The organism is Citrobacter sp. Res13-Sevr-PEB04-36 (assembly GCF_015672735.1).
GTDB lineage: Bacteria > Pseudomonadota > Gammaproteobacteria > Enterobacterales > Enterobacteriaceae > Citrobacter.
This window is the reverse complement of the sequence record NZ_JADABY010000039.1, coordinates 90,178-105,335: the sequence shown is the minus strand read 5'-3', so window position 1 is coordinate 105,335 and position 15,158 is coordinate 90,178. Positions and strand designations below refer to the sequence as shown.

At 53.1% G+C, this 15,158-nt stretch carries 14 protein-coding genes; 2 read left to right on the top strand and 12 right to left on the bottom strand.

What is annotated here, in order from left to right:
• Nucleotides 1-2: 2 nt before the first annotated feature.
• From IMQ48_RS11495 to IMQ48_RS11455, 9 genes are all read right to left on the bottom strand, one after another.
• Nucleotides 3-1,004: a L,D-transpeptidase family protein gene (locus IMQ48_RS11495; protein ID WP_196209182.1), complete on the bottom strand. Its 1,002-nt coding sequence runs from the start codon at nt 1,002-1,004 to the stop codon at nt 3-5.
• 123 nt (nt 1,005-1,127) lie between these two features.
• Entirely contained in the window at nt 1,128-1,544 is a 417-nt protein-coding gene (gene sufE, locus IMQ48_RS11490) for a cysteine desulfuration protein SufE (RefSeq protein WP_196209133.1), read from the bottom strand.
• 12 nt (nt 1,545-1,556) lie between these two features.
• Nucleotides 1,557-2,777 (bottom strand): cysteine desulfurase SufS, encoded by a 1,221-nt coding sequence (sufS, locus tag IMQ48_RS11485; protein WP_196209132.1) that lies wholly within the window; start codon nt 2,775-2,777, stop codon nt 1,557-1,559.
• Entirely contained in the window at nt 2,774-4,045 is a 1,272-nt protein-coding gene (gene sufD, locus IMQ48_RS11480) for a Fe-S cluster assembly protein SufD (protein WP_196209131.1), read from the bottom strand. Before sufD ends, sufS begins: the two co-directional genes overlap by 4 nt.
• Nucleotides 4,020-4,766 (bottom strand): Fe-S cluster assembly ATPase SufC, encoded by a 747-nt coding sequence (gene sufC, locus IMQ48_RS11475; RefSeq protein WP_196209130.1) that lies wholly within the window; start codon nt 4,764-4,766, stop codon nt 4,020-4,022. Before sufC ends, sufD begins: the two co-directional genes overlap by 26 nt.
• A gap of 16 nt (nt 4,767-4,782) precedes the next feature.
• The gene (gene sufB / locus IMQ48_RS11470; RefSeq protein ID WP_196209129.1) at nt 4,783-6,270 is read right to left on the bottom strand and encodes a Fe-S cluster assembly protein SufB; all 1,488 of its coding nucleotides are present in this window, start codon (nt 6,268-6,270) and stop codon (nt 4,783-4,785) included.
• An 8-nt stretch (nt 6,271-6,278) separates the two neighbouring features.
• Nucleotides 6,279-6,647, bottom strand: a complete 369-nt coding sequence (gene sufA / locus IMQ48_RS11465) for a Fe-S cluster assembly scaffold SufA (protein WP_196209128.1) — start codon at nt 6,645-6,647, stop codon at nt 6,279-6,281.
• 579 nt (nt 6,648-7,226) lie between these two features.
• The gene (locus tag IMQ48_RS23055; protein WP_230326380.1) at nt 7,227-7,658 is read right to left on the bottom strand and encodes a hypothetical protein; all 432 of its coding nucleotides are present in this window, start codon (nt 7,656-7,658) and stop codon (nt 7,227-7,229) included.
• A 386-nt stretch (nt 7,659-8,044) separates the two neighbouring features.
• On the bottom strand, nt 8,045-8,920 hold the full coding sequence (locus tag IMQ48_RS11455; RefSeq protein WP_196209127.1) for a LysR family transcriptional regulator: 876 nt from the start codon (nt 8,918-8,920) through the stop codon (nt 8,045-8,047).
• 122 nt (nt 8,921-9,042) lie between these two features.
• On the opposite strand from IMQ48_RS11455, the gene IMQ48_RS11450 reads away from it, so the two are divergent.
• Nucleotides 9,043-9,894: a Vmh family MBL fold metallo-hydrolase gene (locus tag IMQ48_RS11450; RefSeq protein ID WP_196209126.1), complete on the top strand. Its 852-nt coding sequence runs from the start codon at nt 9,043-9,045 to the stop codon at nt 9,892-9,894.
• A gap of 68 nt (nt 9,895-9,962) precedes the next feature.
• On the opposite strand, the gene IMQ48_RS11445 is transcribed toward IMQ48_RS11450, so the two are convergent.
• From IMQ48_RS11445 to IMQ48_RS11435, 3 genes are all read right to left on the bottom strand, one after another.
• On the bottom strand, nt 9,963-10,151 hold the full coding sequence (locus tag IMQ48_RS11445) for a YdiH family protein (RefSeq protein ID WP_135912127.1): 189 nt from the start codon (nt 10,149-10,151) through the stop codon (nt 9,963-9,965).
• Between the two features lie 77 nt (nt 10,152-10,228).
• The gene (gene menI / locus IMQ48_RS11440; protein ID WP_196209125.1) at nt 10,229-10,639 is read right to left on the bottom strand and encodes a 1,4-dihydroxy-2-naphthoyl-CoA hydrolase; all 411 of its coding nucleotides are present in this window, start codon (nt 10,637-10,639) and stop codon (nt 10,229-10,231) included.
• Nucleotides 10,636-13,692 carry an FAD-binding and (Fe-S)-binding domain-containing protein gene (locus IMQ48_RS11435; protein WP_196209124.1) on the bottom strand — a complete coding sequence of 1,019 codons (3,057 nt, stop codon included), beginning with the start codon at nt 13,690-13,692 and terminating at the stop codon, nt 10,636-10,638. Before IMQ48_RS11435 ends, menI begins: the two co-directional genes overlap by 4 nt.
• A 213-nt stretch (nt 13,693-13,905) precedes the next feature.
• On the opposite strand from IMQ48_RS11435, the gene ydiK reads away from it, so the two are divergent.
• Entirely contained in the window at nt 13,906-15,015 is a 1,110-nt protein-coding gene (ydiK, locus tag IMQ48_RS11430; protein ID WP_196209123.1) for an AI-2E family transporter YdiK, read from the top strand.
• Nucleotides 15,016-15,158: the final 143 nt, after the last annotated feature.

The window sequence follows — 15,158 nt, the reverse complement described above, 5'->3', positions numbered from 1 at the left end:
TGTTATTGCATCGTCCGCACATCCCCTGCTTCTGGTACGCCATTCTGTGCCGACTTCACCTCTGGCCCGTTGGCCGCAATCGGTGTCTGCCCGACCGTGACAGTAACCGGATAACCTGCCCGACGATACAGCGCCCGATCCACCAGCCCCGGATCTACAGCTGTACTGTCTTTAAACTGGGTAAAACCTGCTGGCAGCACATACGGCATGGTCTGTACGTTTTGTTCTTCCTCCGGTGACAAGGGACGGTGCACTTCAACATAACGCATGCCGTTTGGCTCGATGGAGTATTTTATCGGCTCGTTAATCACTCTGACCGGTGTGCCGGTCCTGACCTGAGCAAACAGGGCTTTGATGTCCGGCGCGTTCATGCGGATACAGCCAGAACTGACGCGCAGGCCTACGCTGTCGGGTGCGCTGGTGCCGTGGATGAGATATTCACCATTTCCATGCGCCAGACGCAGTGCGAAGCGTCCTAACGGGTTATTGGGTCCGGCGGGTACAACCGGCGGTAACGTAATACCGCGCTCCAGAGAGCGTTTACGGATGCCTGGCGTCGGTGTCCAGGTCGGATTAGGGATTTTCTGCCCAACCCGGGTTTCCATCACCGGCGTTTCCAGCCCCTGCAAGCCAATACCAATAGGGAATACCTGAACGATATTCTCTCCCGGCGGGAAGTAATACAGACGCAGCTCCGCCAGATTCACAATAATGCCTTCGCGCGGCGCATCCGGTAACAGCAGTTGCGAAGGAATCGTAATCAGGGTCCCAGGGCTGGGTACCGGGGCGATCGTATTATTCGCTTCGAGGATCAGCATCGCGGCGGTATCAAACCGGCGGGCTATCGCCTGCAAGTTTTTATCGCCCTCCTGCACGGTGTAGGTTTGATTCTGTCCGACAAGACGACTGTTCGCCGCAGGCAAAGGATAATCGACCGCCCAGGCGGCCTGTATAGCGCTGTAAGCGCCAATTAGCATTAGAGTAATAATAGACGCGCGTTTCATACTCACTCACCCCCCTGGCGTTATTGCCGGATAACGGCTGGTGCGTTATTCGGCGTACGAGTCATTGCGTTAATCTGCTCAGCGTCATCCTGCAAGACTTGCCGGATGACGTGTTTTATCAGTTTAGCTAAGAGTTGCCGCTTGCGTACGAATAGCGCGAATCATCGCTTCCAGTCCCTGTGAACGCGATGGCGTGAGATGCTGTGCCAGCGCCATTTTTTCAAACCACGGGCGCACATCAAAATTCACAATATCCTCGGCAGTCATTCGGTCATACAAAATAAATACCACGGCAATGAGCCCTTTCACAATTGCCGCGTCACTGTCGCCCTGTAATTTAATCCTGCCGTCAGCGTCCTGACGCATTGTTATCCATACCTGACTCTGACAGCCCTGAATGCTATTTTTCTCGCAGCGATCGTCAGCATTTAACTCTGCTAAACGCTGACCTAATTCAATGATATACAGATACTTCTCTTCCCAATTCGCGCAGCGCATAAAATTACGCAACAACTTATCTCTATCCGGTAGCGCAGCCATAACGCCTCCCTGTTATCCCAGTAAGTGATGAATGCGTTTAAGTCCTGTCACCAGACGGTCAACCTCTTCCTGGGTGTTGTACATGGCAATCGAGGCCCGGCACATAGCAGGGACGTTATAATACGCCATCAGCGGCATGGCGCAGTGATGCCCGGTGCGCACGGCAATGCCATAGTTATCAAGAAAACTACCAACGTCGTAGGCGTGGTGCTTACCGAGGTTAAACGCGATGACGCCCAGGCGGTCCTGCGGGCCGTACAGCGTCAGTTCCGGCACGCTGGCCAGCTGTTCCAGCGCATAGCGCATCATGAACTGCTCGTACTCGCTGATGTCATCCAGCCCCAGCGAACTCACATATTCAATGGCAGCCCCCAGGCCAATAATACCGCCGGTGTTGGGCGTTCCCGCCTCAAAACGCCAGGGCGCTTTCGCCCAGGTCGTTCCCTGGCTCAGGCTAACCGTGGCTATCATTGAACCGCCGCCTTCCCAGGGCGGCATATCTTGTAGCAAAGACTCGCGGGCATACAGCACGCCGATACCGGTGGGGCCGTACAGTTTATGTCCCGAGAAGACATAAAAGTCGCAATCGAGCGCCTGCACATCCACCTTATGGTGCATCACCGCCTGCGCGCCATCGACCAGCACTTTTGCCCCGTGCTGATGCGCCAACGCAATCATCTCTGCTAGCGGGTTTTCGGTACCCAGCACGTTGGATACATGGGTAATCGCCAGCAACTGAGTGTGCTCGTCGAACAGGGACGGCAGGCTATCCAGTTGCAAAGTGCCATCATCATTCAATGGGATGACGCGTAGCTCAGCGCCCACGCGGGCACACAGCATTTGCCATGGTACGATGTTGGCATGGTGCTCCATCTCGCTAATAATGATGTTATCACCCGCCCGCACATTGCTGGCGCCCCAACTGTTAGCCACCAGATTAATGCCCTCGGTCGTACCGCGCACAAACACCAGTTCTTCAGCGGAGCGGGCGTTAATAAACAACGACGCCAGCTTACGCACATTCTCCATTTTTTCCGTCGCCTGAGCGCTTAAGGTATGAATACCACGGTGAACCGCCGCATAACCATGGCGGTAAAACTCAGCTTCGGCATCAATCACCTGATTCGGTTTTTGCGCACTGGCGGCGCTGTCCAGATACGCCAGCGGCAGGCCGTTCACTTCTCGCATCAGGACCGGAAAGTCAGCCCGTACTTTTTCAATCGGAAATGTCATGCTACGCCTCCCGGCAGGCGTTGAGCTATACGCGCCAGAACCTGTTGTTTAAGCGTTTCATCGCCCAGGGCTTCCGTCAGCTCAGCGGCAAACGCATAGAGAATCATCTGTTGAGCATCCTGCTGACCGATCCCACGCGAGCGCAGATAGAACATCTGCTCATCGTCGATCCGCCCTACCGTCGCGCCGTGGCTGCATTTCACGTCATCGGCATAGATTTCCAGCTGCGGTTTGGTGTCCACTTCCGACAACTTACCGAGCAGCAAATTATTGTTTGTCATCTGCCCGTCGGTTTTAATCGCGTGCTGCGCCACGTTGATCAGACCATTGAACACCGCCCGGCCTTTATCGCTAACGATGGTTTTATGCAGCTGACGGCTATTGCAATAGCCTTTGTTGTGCTCAAGCCAGGTCCGGGTGTCGCAGACTTCGTTTTTCACCGGCATCGCCAGACTGTTAATCCGCAGCGTGGTGTTTTCGCCGTTCAACTGGGTGCTGGTGTTATGGCGCAATACCGCATCGCCGAGCAAAAAGCTGTGGCTCACCGCCGTGGCATCTGCGCTCAGCTGAATGTCGTTATGGGCGAAGTGATGGCTGACCGGGTTTTCAAACGCCAGCTTGATATGCTGCAAGTGGGCATTGGCCTCAACGTTCATCGTGATGCGCGCGCCGGTAAAGTGCCTTTTCTCGTTGAGGCTGACATAGTGTTCGATGAGGGTAGCTTCTGCACCTTCCTCCAGTTCAAGGTGGTGGCGATAATGCGCGGTATTGACGTCATCGCCCGCCACTCCCTGGGTGATGTGCATCAGCAGCAGCGGTTTCGTCGGGCGCTGATTACGTTTCACCTTGATATGCGTCACGCTGCGCGACAGGCTTTCCGTCAGGTGCAGAAAAACCTCCGGCTGAATCGGTGCCGGTAGCGACAGGTGCGCTTCGTCAACGGTAATGTCAAAGCCGCTGCCGTCCGCGCTGTCGCTTAGCGCTTCGCAGAATTTCCCGTCGACAAATACCAGCCGCACAGCATCAATCCCAGCCGCCAGCGCCTCGCACTGTGCCAGGCTTACCGCGGCAAAATGGCTTACAAACTGACCGCTGGCTAATCCTTCCAGCGGCGTGTATTTCCAGTCTTCATGCTTACGCGTAGGCAGCCCCAGACGCAGCATCTGCTGTAAGTGTTGCTGCGCGTGCTGCGAGCGGGTTTCGCCCTGCAACTCAAACAGGTGATGCCACTGCTGCAGCACGTTACTGCTGTTCACTAAGCCAGCCATATCCTTGCTCCTCCAGCTGTTTAACCAGCGTGAAATCGCCGGACTTAACAATGCGCCCCTGATACAAAACATGGACGTAATCGGGTTTGATATAATCAAGGATGCGTTGATAGTGGGTAACGATAATGAACGAACGCTTGCCGTCGCGCAGCGAATTGACGCCATCGGCAACAATCTTTAGCGCATCAATATCCAGCCCCGAATCAGACTCGTCGAGAATGCACAGCTGAGGCTCCAGTACCGCCATCTGCAGAATGTCATTACGCTTTTTCTCGCCGCCGGAGAAGCCGACGTTCACCGAACGAGTGAGCAAATCTTCCGGCATCTTCAACAACGCGATTTTCTCTTCCATCAAATCCTGGAAGTCGAATCGATCCAGTGCTTCTTCACCACGGTAACCGCGTACCGCATTAAGCGCGGTTTGCAGGAAAAACTGATTGCTGACACCGGGGATTTCTACCGGGTACTGAAACGCCATAAAGATGCCCTCACCGGCCCGGTCTTCCGGCGACAGTTCCAGTAAATCTTTACCGTTAAATTCCACCGTTCCCCCGGTGACAGCATAATCATCACGCCCGGCCAATGTTGCCGACAGCGTACTTTTCCCTGAGCCATTCGGTCCCATAATGGCGTGAACTTCACCCGGGCGGACCTCAAGGCTCAGCCCGCGCAGGATCGCCTTCTCTTCGACGCTGACCTGTAAATCTTTAATGCTTAACATGTGCTTTCCTTAAGTTTTAACCGACGCTGTGTTCAAGGCTGATGGCGAGAAGTTTTTGCGCTTCCACAGCGAACTCCAGCGGCAGTTCAGAGAACACGTCTTTACAGAACCCGTTGACGATCATCGAGATGGCGTCTTCTTCGCTGATACCCCGCTGCAGACAGTAGAACAGCTGATCTTCCCCAATGCGTGAGGTCGTGGCTTCGTGTTCAAGCTGGGCGCTGTTGTTGCGACACTCTACGTACGGGAAGGTATGCGCCCCGCAGTCCGCGCCAATCAGCATCGAGTCACACTGGGTATAGTTACGGGCGTTGGTGGCCGTCGGCATGATTTTTACCAGGCCGCGATAGCTGTTCTGGCTGTGTCCGGCGGAGATCCCTTTCGAGATAATGGTCGATTTGGTGTTCTTGCCGATGTGGATCATCTTGGTGCCGGTATCGGCCTGCTGATGGCCGCTGGTCAACGCAACGGAGTAGAATTCGCCGATGGAGTTGTCGCCGCGCAAAATACAGCTTGGGTATTTCCAGGTGATGGCCGAGCCGGTTTCCGACTGGGTCCACGACATTTTGCTGTTTTCTCCTTCGCACAGTGCGCGCTTGGTAACGAAGTTCAGAATGCCGCCGGTATTACCATCGCCGGGGAACCAGTTTTGCACCGTCGAGTATTTTACTTCAGCATCTTTATGGATAATCACTTCGACTACCGCAGCGTGCAACTGGTAGCTGTCGCGCACCGGTGCAGAACAGCCCTCAATGTAGCTGACATAGCTGCCTTCATCCGCCACCAGGATGGTGCGTTCAAACTGGCCTGTTTTTTCCGCATTAATCCGGAAATAGGTGGAAAGCTCCATTGGGCAGCGCACGCCTTTCGGCACATAGATAAACGTGCCGTCTGAGGCAACCGCCGCATTCAGCGCGGCAAAAAAATTGTCGTTGCCCGGCACCACGGTACCGAGATATTTCTTCACCAGTTCAGGATGGTCATGAATAGCTTCGCCGAACGAACAGAAAATAATGCCCTGCTCCGCCAGCTTTTCACGATAGGTGGTCGCCACCGACACCGAGTCAAAAATAGCATCGACCGCCACTTCTCTACCTTCACGTACCGGCACGCCGAGCTGTTCGAAAGCGTCCTCAACCTCTTTGCTTAAAAATGCATTCGCGCCCGTTTGTTGTACCGCTCCCGGTTCAGAGACGCAGGTTTCATCGCAATTGCCGCAGGAAGGCGCGGAGTAATAGCTGTAATCCTGGTAATTCAGTTTATCGTAATGCGCTTTTAACCAGTGCGGCTCCTCCATGGTCAGCCACGCCTTAAACGCGTCCAGGCGAAACGCCAGCATCCAGTCCGGTTCGTTGCGTTTCGCGGAAATCGCCCGCACGACATCTTCATTGATGCCTTTAGCCAGTTCATCGGTTTTGAGTTGGGTGAAGAATCCCTCTTTGTAATTGAGGTGTCCGCCAGCCCAGGTGTTGACATCGTCAGTTGCTTCAGTGTTACGCGACATAGTACCGCCTATACCCCAAAACTTTCGCCACAGCCGCATTCGTTCTGGGCTTTCGGGTTATGAAATTTAAATAACTGATTTAATCCTTCACGAACAAAATCGACTTCAGTTCCGTCAATAAACGGCATCGCCTGCAACGGCACATACAGCCTGGCGCCATCCGTCTCAAACAGCAGATCGTCTTTTTCTGGTTGGCTGACGGTATCCAGCACATAGCCAAACCCCGCACATCCTGTTTGCTTCACGCCTAACCGCACGCCCAGCATATTGGGCTGTTTTGAAACCAGCTCACGAATATGCGCTACTGCGGCTGGCGTTAACGTCAACCCACGCCATGTAAAATCGTCCGGATTAAATGTTCCTGAATGCAATTCCATAGGGTTACCTCGAGTCATTAGCCTGCATGCTACAACACCATGTTAGTGATAATGATTATCACTTCAACCCCTCATCAGCAGGGGCATTCGGGTTAACCGCCCTTTTTGAATACTTTTATTAAGCATAGACCCTGCAGCGAGGGTTTACAGAGATGGATTATTTTGTTCAATACTTTGATAAATAATGAATTAATGAGGGGAAATCGGCGAGACAGGTCAAAAATCAAAAGATGTATAGAAAATGACTATTTCTATGATAGCAATCACCACACGCGTTACCGACTACAGCTAACAACCGGCAACCATCCATCTCCATTTCTAACCTGCCCATATGCTGGCGTTATATTATTTTCAAGTTGATAAATTATGGACAGAATGACGTTCAGATTATAGCGCGTGATCTGATTGTGTTGTTTAGCATAAGACGAGCATGTTTCAACCAAGTTAAAGTTCGCATACTCGTGTAGCAATGCTAAATTTGGCTCAATTTCTACAGAAAACTGTTTATCATCGGGTGAGGTAAAAAGATATATATTCGCATTTTTATGTTTATCTTTATTGATAACGTCGATCAGTAGATTATCTAATTTTGTTATCTTCTCCGGCGATGCTACCGATATAAAACTGCGGCACGGCGGTGATGATATTTTGAATATTATGTTTAAGGCCATAATACAACGACATCGACCCTCCCTTGGAAGCACCAAGAATGGTCGTATCTGCGGGTTTTACAAAATCAATCACCCCCTGAATGAGCAGGCTGATCCCCTGTTCTATATCGAAGTTCATTTCATTGCATAAGTAATAAGCCGGCAGACCGCCAAAGTCATCTTTAATCCACAAGATGGCGGAATGGCAGTGGTCGAGCATGGTAAAATCATAAACGGTAGGATCCGGGATATTGAATCCTGACATAACGATCAACAGATGCCGGCAATCTCTTACCGCAGGTTTGAACCGATAATGAATGGATATTTGATTCTTAAAATTGAAAACAAGATTTTCTGCCACGATGTAAACCCGGTTAACATATTAATATTACCAATATCAGCACACCCGATGATATCAGTGACAACACACCAGTGAACTTGCCCCGTCATTTTCTCATCGGTATAAAGCGGATGTGTCAGGCATAGACTTAAATGTCATCCCCACATTTTAGATAACAGCTGTAAAAAATCAGAGCAAAACTCACTCGCGGTAAGCAGACAATAAAAAAACCCTTAAGGCTGCTATGTTAGCAGCCTTAAGGGTTCCGGCCCCATCCGGCGCTTATCTCCGGCACTCACGATGGCTTAGCTCTTGAAGGGGCGATAAGAATGGTCTCATATCCTGACGCGACTTTTTTAACACAAACTGCGTTTTGTCTATTTTATAGGCAGACACAGCTCATATATTCAGACCAGGGTTTCTTGTAGAGCATCCAATAGCAGACGCAGCCCTGCTGGTTGATGCTCACGCGACAGATATAAACCATAAATCGGCAGACATCGCGGCTTGAGCTGGGGCAAAAGCCGGATCAACCGACCTTGTGCCAGTCCTTCACGCGCCTCTTGTTCTGGCACCAGCGCAATGCCCATCCCGGCCAGTGCCGACTCACATAATAGCGCAGAGATCCCCGCACTGAGATTTCCCTTTATTGCCACCGATACGGCATCGCCCTGCTCATCGTGAAAGTGCCAGGATTTTCCAGCGAAACCGCTGTAGTAAAGGCAATTGTGTTGGGCGAGTTCATCAAGATTTTGCGGAGTGCCATGCTGATGCAGATAGTCCGCGGAGGCGCATAACACCGACTCACAATCACCCAGACGGCGGGCGATGGTGCCTGGTTCAGGGTTATCCGTGATGCGGATTGCCACATCAATGCGTTCACCGACCAGACTTACCGGTTGATTATTAATGTCGGCTTCAATGCGCAATTCAGGGAAACGCGCCAGAAAAACGGGCAACATCGGTGCCAGAATATGCATCGCAGTAAAATGGGCACAGGCCACACGAAGCGTGCCGGAGGGTATCTCTGCCGCGCTAGCGGCGCTGATATCCAGCGACAGCTGCGCCAACGACCGCGTCTTCGCTAATGCCTCTTCCCCTGCCGGCGTAATGGTCAGCCGGCGCGATGAACGGTGAATCAACCTCGCACCCGCCCATTTTTCCATCTCGTCGAGATAGCGGCTGACCATCGGTCTGGAAAGCCCCAGCGCGCGTGCTGCGGCGCTCAGGCTGCCCAAATCACAGATGTGGTTAAACACCGTTGCCGCCATTACTCTGTCCATCGCATCCCATCCGATCGTTTTATGAAACTCAGCATGTCCTGATAGAGGAATTCTAACAGATCCAAATATCCGTAAAATAAAGAACAAGAAAAAGACATTTCATCTGCAAAAGGTTATCCCCCATGAAAGTGAACGCCCTGGCTCTGCTATTGCCCCTGTTGGCCTCACCGGTTTTCGCCGCGCCGCTCCAGCTTGACGTCTACAATCCGCAGGTAAAAGCCATTTTCCCGGTATCCTCAACGCTGGTGTCCGGCCCGACAGAGGCCATTCTATTTGATGCGCAATTCAGCACCAAAGACGGTGAAAAGCTGGTACAGATGATTCGCGACAGCGGCAAAAAGCTAAAGGCCATTGTAATCACCTCCGGCGATCCGGATTTTTATTTTGGTCTGCAGCCCATTGTTAGCGCCTTTCCCGAGGTAAAGGTTTTGGCAACACCGCAGGTCGTCGAGCACATTCGTGCCACCAAAGAAGCCAAACTGCAGTTTTGGGGCCCGCAGATGAAAGACGGCGCGCCAACGACGCTCATCGTGCCGCAGGTCACTACGCAAACACGCTTTACGATTGATGGTGAAACGCTGGAACTACACCACCCTAATGATTATGCGGCGTATATCTGGATCCCGGCTAACCGGGCTATCCTCGGCGGCACCGGCGTGGCTTCCGGCATTCATGTCTGGACCGCGGACACACAGTCTCCTGCACAGCGCAGCGCATGGCGCAACGTGCTGAGCGAAATGCAAACCTTACGCCCAACCGAGGTGATCCCCGGTCACTACATCGGTGAACGTCCGGCAGGCGATCAAGCGATCCGCTTCACCGGTGATTATTTGCACGCTTTTGAGCAGGCGCTGGCCGCGAAACAAGGGTCTGCGTATGTGATTAAAACGATGAAAGCCGCGTGGCAAGGGCTTGCAGACGACAGCTCGCTGGAGCTGAGTGCGAAGGTTAATACGGGCGAGATGAAATGGTAAGCCTGATTTAAGGCAAAAAATAACCCCGAACAGATGTCGGGGTTTTCATCACGATAAGCATACCGGAATCAATGAACGCCGTGCCGCCAGGCAAAATAGATCTCTTCTTTGAGTTCAGTCGAAGAGAGCGCCAGTAAATCAGCAAACTCCAGCTCTAATTGTTTCAGTCTTTTCAGATACTGAGCCGGTGAAAGATCGCTGTTATCACGACGTATAAATTCTATTGCCAGTTGGGCCGGGTCTAATTGGGTAGACATATCATCCTCGCTTGTGTTCAAAACCTGCACAGTATAGCACCTTTCCCTGCGCAGATAATGACCAAACGCAACATGCGTCACAAAATAGCGGTCGTCAGACGCGAGGTACAGCACAACCGTCCCTGTTCATCGAAGATTTCGATTTGCCAGACCTGATGGCGAGAACCTGTATGAAGTGCGCTGCACACCCCTCTGACGCGTCCTTCCCGGGCGGAACGGATATGGTTGGCGTTGATCTCCAGGCCCACCACCTTTTGCTCGCCCTGGGTGCATAAATAGCCGGCTACCGAGCCAATGCTTTCGGCCAGCACCACCGACGCGCCGCCGTGTAACAAACCGAAAGGCTGTTTAGTGCGGTGATCCACCGGCATCGTGGCTTCCAGCGTGTTGTCACCAATATGCTCAAACCGAATATCGAGCAGGCCAACCATATTTCCCTCACCCATGGCATTGAGCGCCTCGAGTGAAACTTCACGTTTCCAGATCATCCAATAATCTCCAGCAGTGCCTGTAATGGGTGGCGAACGCCCGTGCCTTCCACGCGTTTCACCTGGCTGCGACAAGAATATCCCGCCGCCAGGCAGCGGTTGCGCGGTAATCGCTGCATCGCCTGGTGCCATGATAACTCATAGATACCCAGCGAGTTCTGGTGATTCTTCACTTCATGACCGTACGTGCCCGCCATGCCGCAGCACCCGACGCTGACATTTTCCAGCTTCGCGCCAAACCGGGCAAAAATGGCCGCCCACTGTGCAGGCGCACCCGGCAGGGCTGTTACTTCGGTGCAGTGTCCAAAGAAATACCACGGCTCACCCGCAATAGCAGCAGGCTGCTGAGAGGCCAGGACGGTTGACAGCCACTCGTTCACCAACAGTACATGGAAATCTCCGCGCTGCTCGCCAAGCACCAACTTGTATTCATCGCGATAACACAGCACCAGCGCCGGGTCGACGCCGACCATCGGGATGTTTAGCGTCGCCACCCGATTCAGAAACTCGGAGGTCTTTTTCGCCGTTTTGGCAAAACGGTGTAAGAAACCCTTAATATGCTGTGCCTTGCCATTGGGCGAGAACGGTAGCAGGACCGGCTGTAAACCGAGCTTTTCCACCAGGCGGATAAAATCGGCCACCACCTGCGCATCGTAATAGCTGGTGAACGGATCCTGGACCACCAGCACCGTGCGGGCCTTCTGTTCCTGACTCAATAGCTCAAGCTGTTCCAGCGTCATATTGGCGCAGCGGTGTCCGACCAGCTGGCGCTGTAGCGACGGCGCGGACAACAGCGGCAGATCCACCATGCCGATATGCTTTTTGGCAAGATTGCGTACCAGCGGCTGGTTAATGAAGAAGTTGAACGTTTTCGGCGCGCGCGCCATTAACGGCGCATAGCTCTCGACGGTTGCCACCATGTGATCGCGCAGCGGGCGTAAATAACGCGTGTGGTACAGTTGCAGGAAACGAGAGCGGAACTCCGGGACGTCAATTTTGATCGGGCACTGCGTGGAACAAGCTTTACAGGCCAGACAGCCGGACATCGCCTCTTTGACTTCATGCGAGAAATCGTACTCCCCCTTGCGCGCATGCCAGCTGTTACGCGTGCGGGCAATTAACGTGCGCAAGCTGGCGCGTTTTTCCGGTAACTCTTTTTCCAGATGAACGGGATCGATACCACGATCGGCCAGCAGGCGTAGCCATTCCCGCACCAACGTAGCGCGTCCTTTAGGCGAGTGAATGCGATTGAGGCTGATTTTCATCGATGGACACATGGGACTATTGGCATCGAAGTTAAAACACAATCCGTTGCCGTTACACTCCAGTGCCCCACGCCACTCCTGCCTCACCGCCAGTGGGATCTGGCGATCGTAGGTACCGCGTTTAACCGCATCGACCTTCATCATCGGCGCGTCGATGCCTTCTGGTGGGCATATTTTGCCAGGGTTCAGACGGTTTTGTGGGTCAAACACCGACTTCACTTTGCGTAATTCACCGTACAATTCATCGCCAAAGAATGCCGGACTGTATTCCGCGCGGAATCCTTTGCCGTGTTCGCCCCACAGCAGACCACCGTATTTTGCCGTCAATGCCACCACATCATCAGAAATGCGCTTCATCAGCACTTCCTGCTGTGGATCGCACATATCCAGCGCCGGCCTGACGTGTAGCACCCCGGCGTCCACATGACCAAACATGCCATAGCTCAGACCGTGGCCGTCAAGCAGCGCGCGGAACTCCGCGATATAATCCGCCAGATGTTCAGGCGGTACGCAGGTATCCTCCGCGAACGGAATCGGCTTGGCGGCCCCTTTTGTATTTCCCAGCAGACCGACGGCTTTTTTCCGCATCGCGTAGATACGCTCCACGCCCGCCAGCTCAGTACACAACTGCCAGCCAATGACGCCCGCTTCCTGACGGGCAATTAAACCGTCCAGGCGTTCACACAGTGCGCTGACCTGCGAATCAATCAATGCTTCGTCGTCACCGGCAAACTCGACGATATTCAGCCCCAGCATCTCTTTATTCGGCACATCGGTAATCAATTCGCTGACTGAATGCCAGACAATGTCTTCGCGCGCCAGATTCAGCACCCTGGAGTCCACGGTTTCTACCGAAAGCGCACGCGCCTCGACCATCACCGGGGCATTGCGCAGAGCGGAATCAAAAGAATCATATTTGACGTTGACCAGCCGTCGCACTTTCGGCAATGGCGTGATATCGAGGCGAGCCTCGGTAATAAACGCCAGCGTGCCTTCAGAGCCGGTGAGGATGCGGGTTAAATCAAACTCGGTCATCTCATCGTTAAAGACGTGCCGCAGATCGTAACCGGTTAAAAAGCGATTCAGCTTCGGAAACTTATCCACGATCAACTGGCGATTGTCACGACAGCGCTGGTAAACGGTCTTATAGATGCGCCCGATGGTGGTATTGGTATTGCCGAGCATTTCAGCGAGTTCCACCGGCATCGGCTGCGTATCAAGGATATCGCCGCCCATCAGTACCGCACGTACGCCCATCACGTGGTCGGAGGTTTTTCCGTATACCAGTGAGCCCTGTCCGGACGCATCGGTGTTGATCATCCCGCCAAGCGTTGCCCGGTTACTGGTCGACAATTCTGGTGCGAAGAAATAGCCGTACGGCTTCAGATACTGGTTAAGCTGGTCTTTTATCACCCCGGCCTCGACCCGTACCCAACCTTCCTGCGGATTGATTTCAATAATGCGGCTCATATAACGGGACATATCCACGATAATGCCCTGATTCAGCGCCTGACCATTGGTTCCCGTACCGCCGCCACGCGGGGTAAATATCAACGAGGAAAAGAGAGGTTCTGCCGCCAGACGGGCGATCAGCGCCACATCCGCCGTTGAACGGGGGAAAACCACGGCATCAGGAAGTAGTTGATAGATGCTGTTATCCGTCGACATTGTCAGACGGTCGGCATAGTTCGTTGCCGTGTCGCCCGTAAATCCTTGCTGCTCCAGCGCCTGCAAAAAATTGAGCACCAGTTGAACGACACCAGGTGCCTGAGAAATTTGTGGAATCATTATAGTGACCCTTTCCTGCGGTCTGTGTTGTGAATTTAATCGTTTGCGTGTTGCTTTGTTTGTTGTATCACATTTTTTTCTAATACGCCCAGCAGATTTAAAGGCAGAATCCACCTGTTAAAAACCGCTGAAATTGCTCATCATTATAGGGTGTGGTTTAAGCGTTCACGTCGCGTCAACGTCCTGACGTACAGAAAAGGTGAAAAAGTATTTATGGTAAATTTCCGTCAGCCCAGGGATATCGCACAAGTGCTGCTCTCGGTGCTGTTTTTAGCCATCCTGATTGTGGCCTGTCTGTGGATTGTGCAGCCCTTTATCCTTGGTTTTGCATGGGCTGGAACCGTGGTCATTGCGACCTGGCCCATTTTACTGCGTATACAGAAATTGTTATGGGGGCGTCGTTCTCTGGCCGTACTGGTGATGACCTTGCTGCTGGTCCTTTTGTTTATCATTCCCATCGCGCTATTGGTCAACAGCATTGTTGACGGTAGCGGACCGTTGATCCATGCGGTGACTGCGGGCGATATGACGCTGCCGGATCTTGAGTGGCTGAACAGTATTCCGTTAGTGGGCGCCAAAATCTATGGCGCATGGCACAGTCTGCTGGATATGGGCGGCGCGGCGATTATGGCCAAAGTGCGTCCTTATATCGGCACAACCACTACCTGGTTTGTCGGTCAGGCCGCACATATTGGTCGCTTTATGATGCACTGTGGTCTGATGCTGCTGTTCAGCGCCCTGTTGTACTGGCGCGGCGAGCAGGTGGCATTAGGGATTCGTCACTTCGCCTGCCGTCTGGCCTCTAAGCGTGGCGATGCCGCCATTCTGCTGGCGGCACAAGCGATCCGTGCGGTGGCGCTGGGTGTGGTAGTAACCGCGCTGGTGCAGGCCGTCCTCGGCGGTATTGGTCTGGCGGTAACAGGTGTGCCGTACGCCACGCTGCTGGCGGTGCTGATGATCCTGTCCTGTCTGGTGCAACTGGGCCCTCTACCAGTACTGATCCCGGCCATCATCTGGCTGTACTGGACGGGTGACTCCACCTGGGGCACGGTGCTGCTGGTCTGGAGTGCCGTGGTCGGTACGCTGGATAACGTGATCCGCCCAATGCTGATTCGTATGGGCGCCGATTTACCGCTGATCCTCATCCTGTCGGGTGTCATCGGTGGGTTAATTGCCTTCGGCATGATTGGCTTGTTTATCGGCCCAGTGGTCCTGGCTGTATCCTGGCGTCTGTTCTCCGCATGGGTGAACGAAGCCCCTGCGCCAGGTAACGACCCGGACACAATCCTCGAAGAAATCGCTGAAATCGAAAACAACAAATAACTCTGAAATCAGGCGGCGTCGCCGCCTGATTGTTTAATGCAGCTTACTGATGCTTCACCATTCATAGCCCCAATCCCACGCTTTCTGCCTTAAAAACTCTCATTTGTGTCGCAATTTCTTTACAGTTTTTAAACTATTGAGAT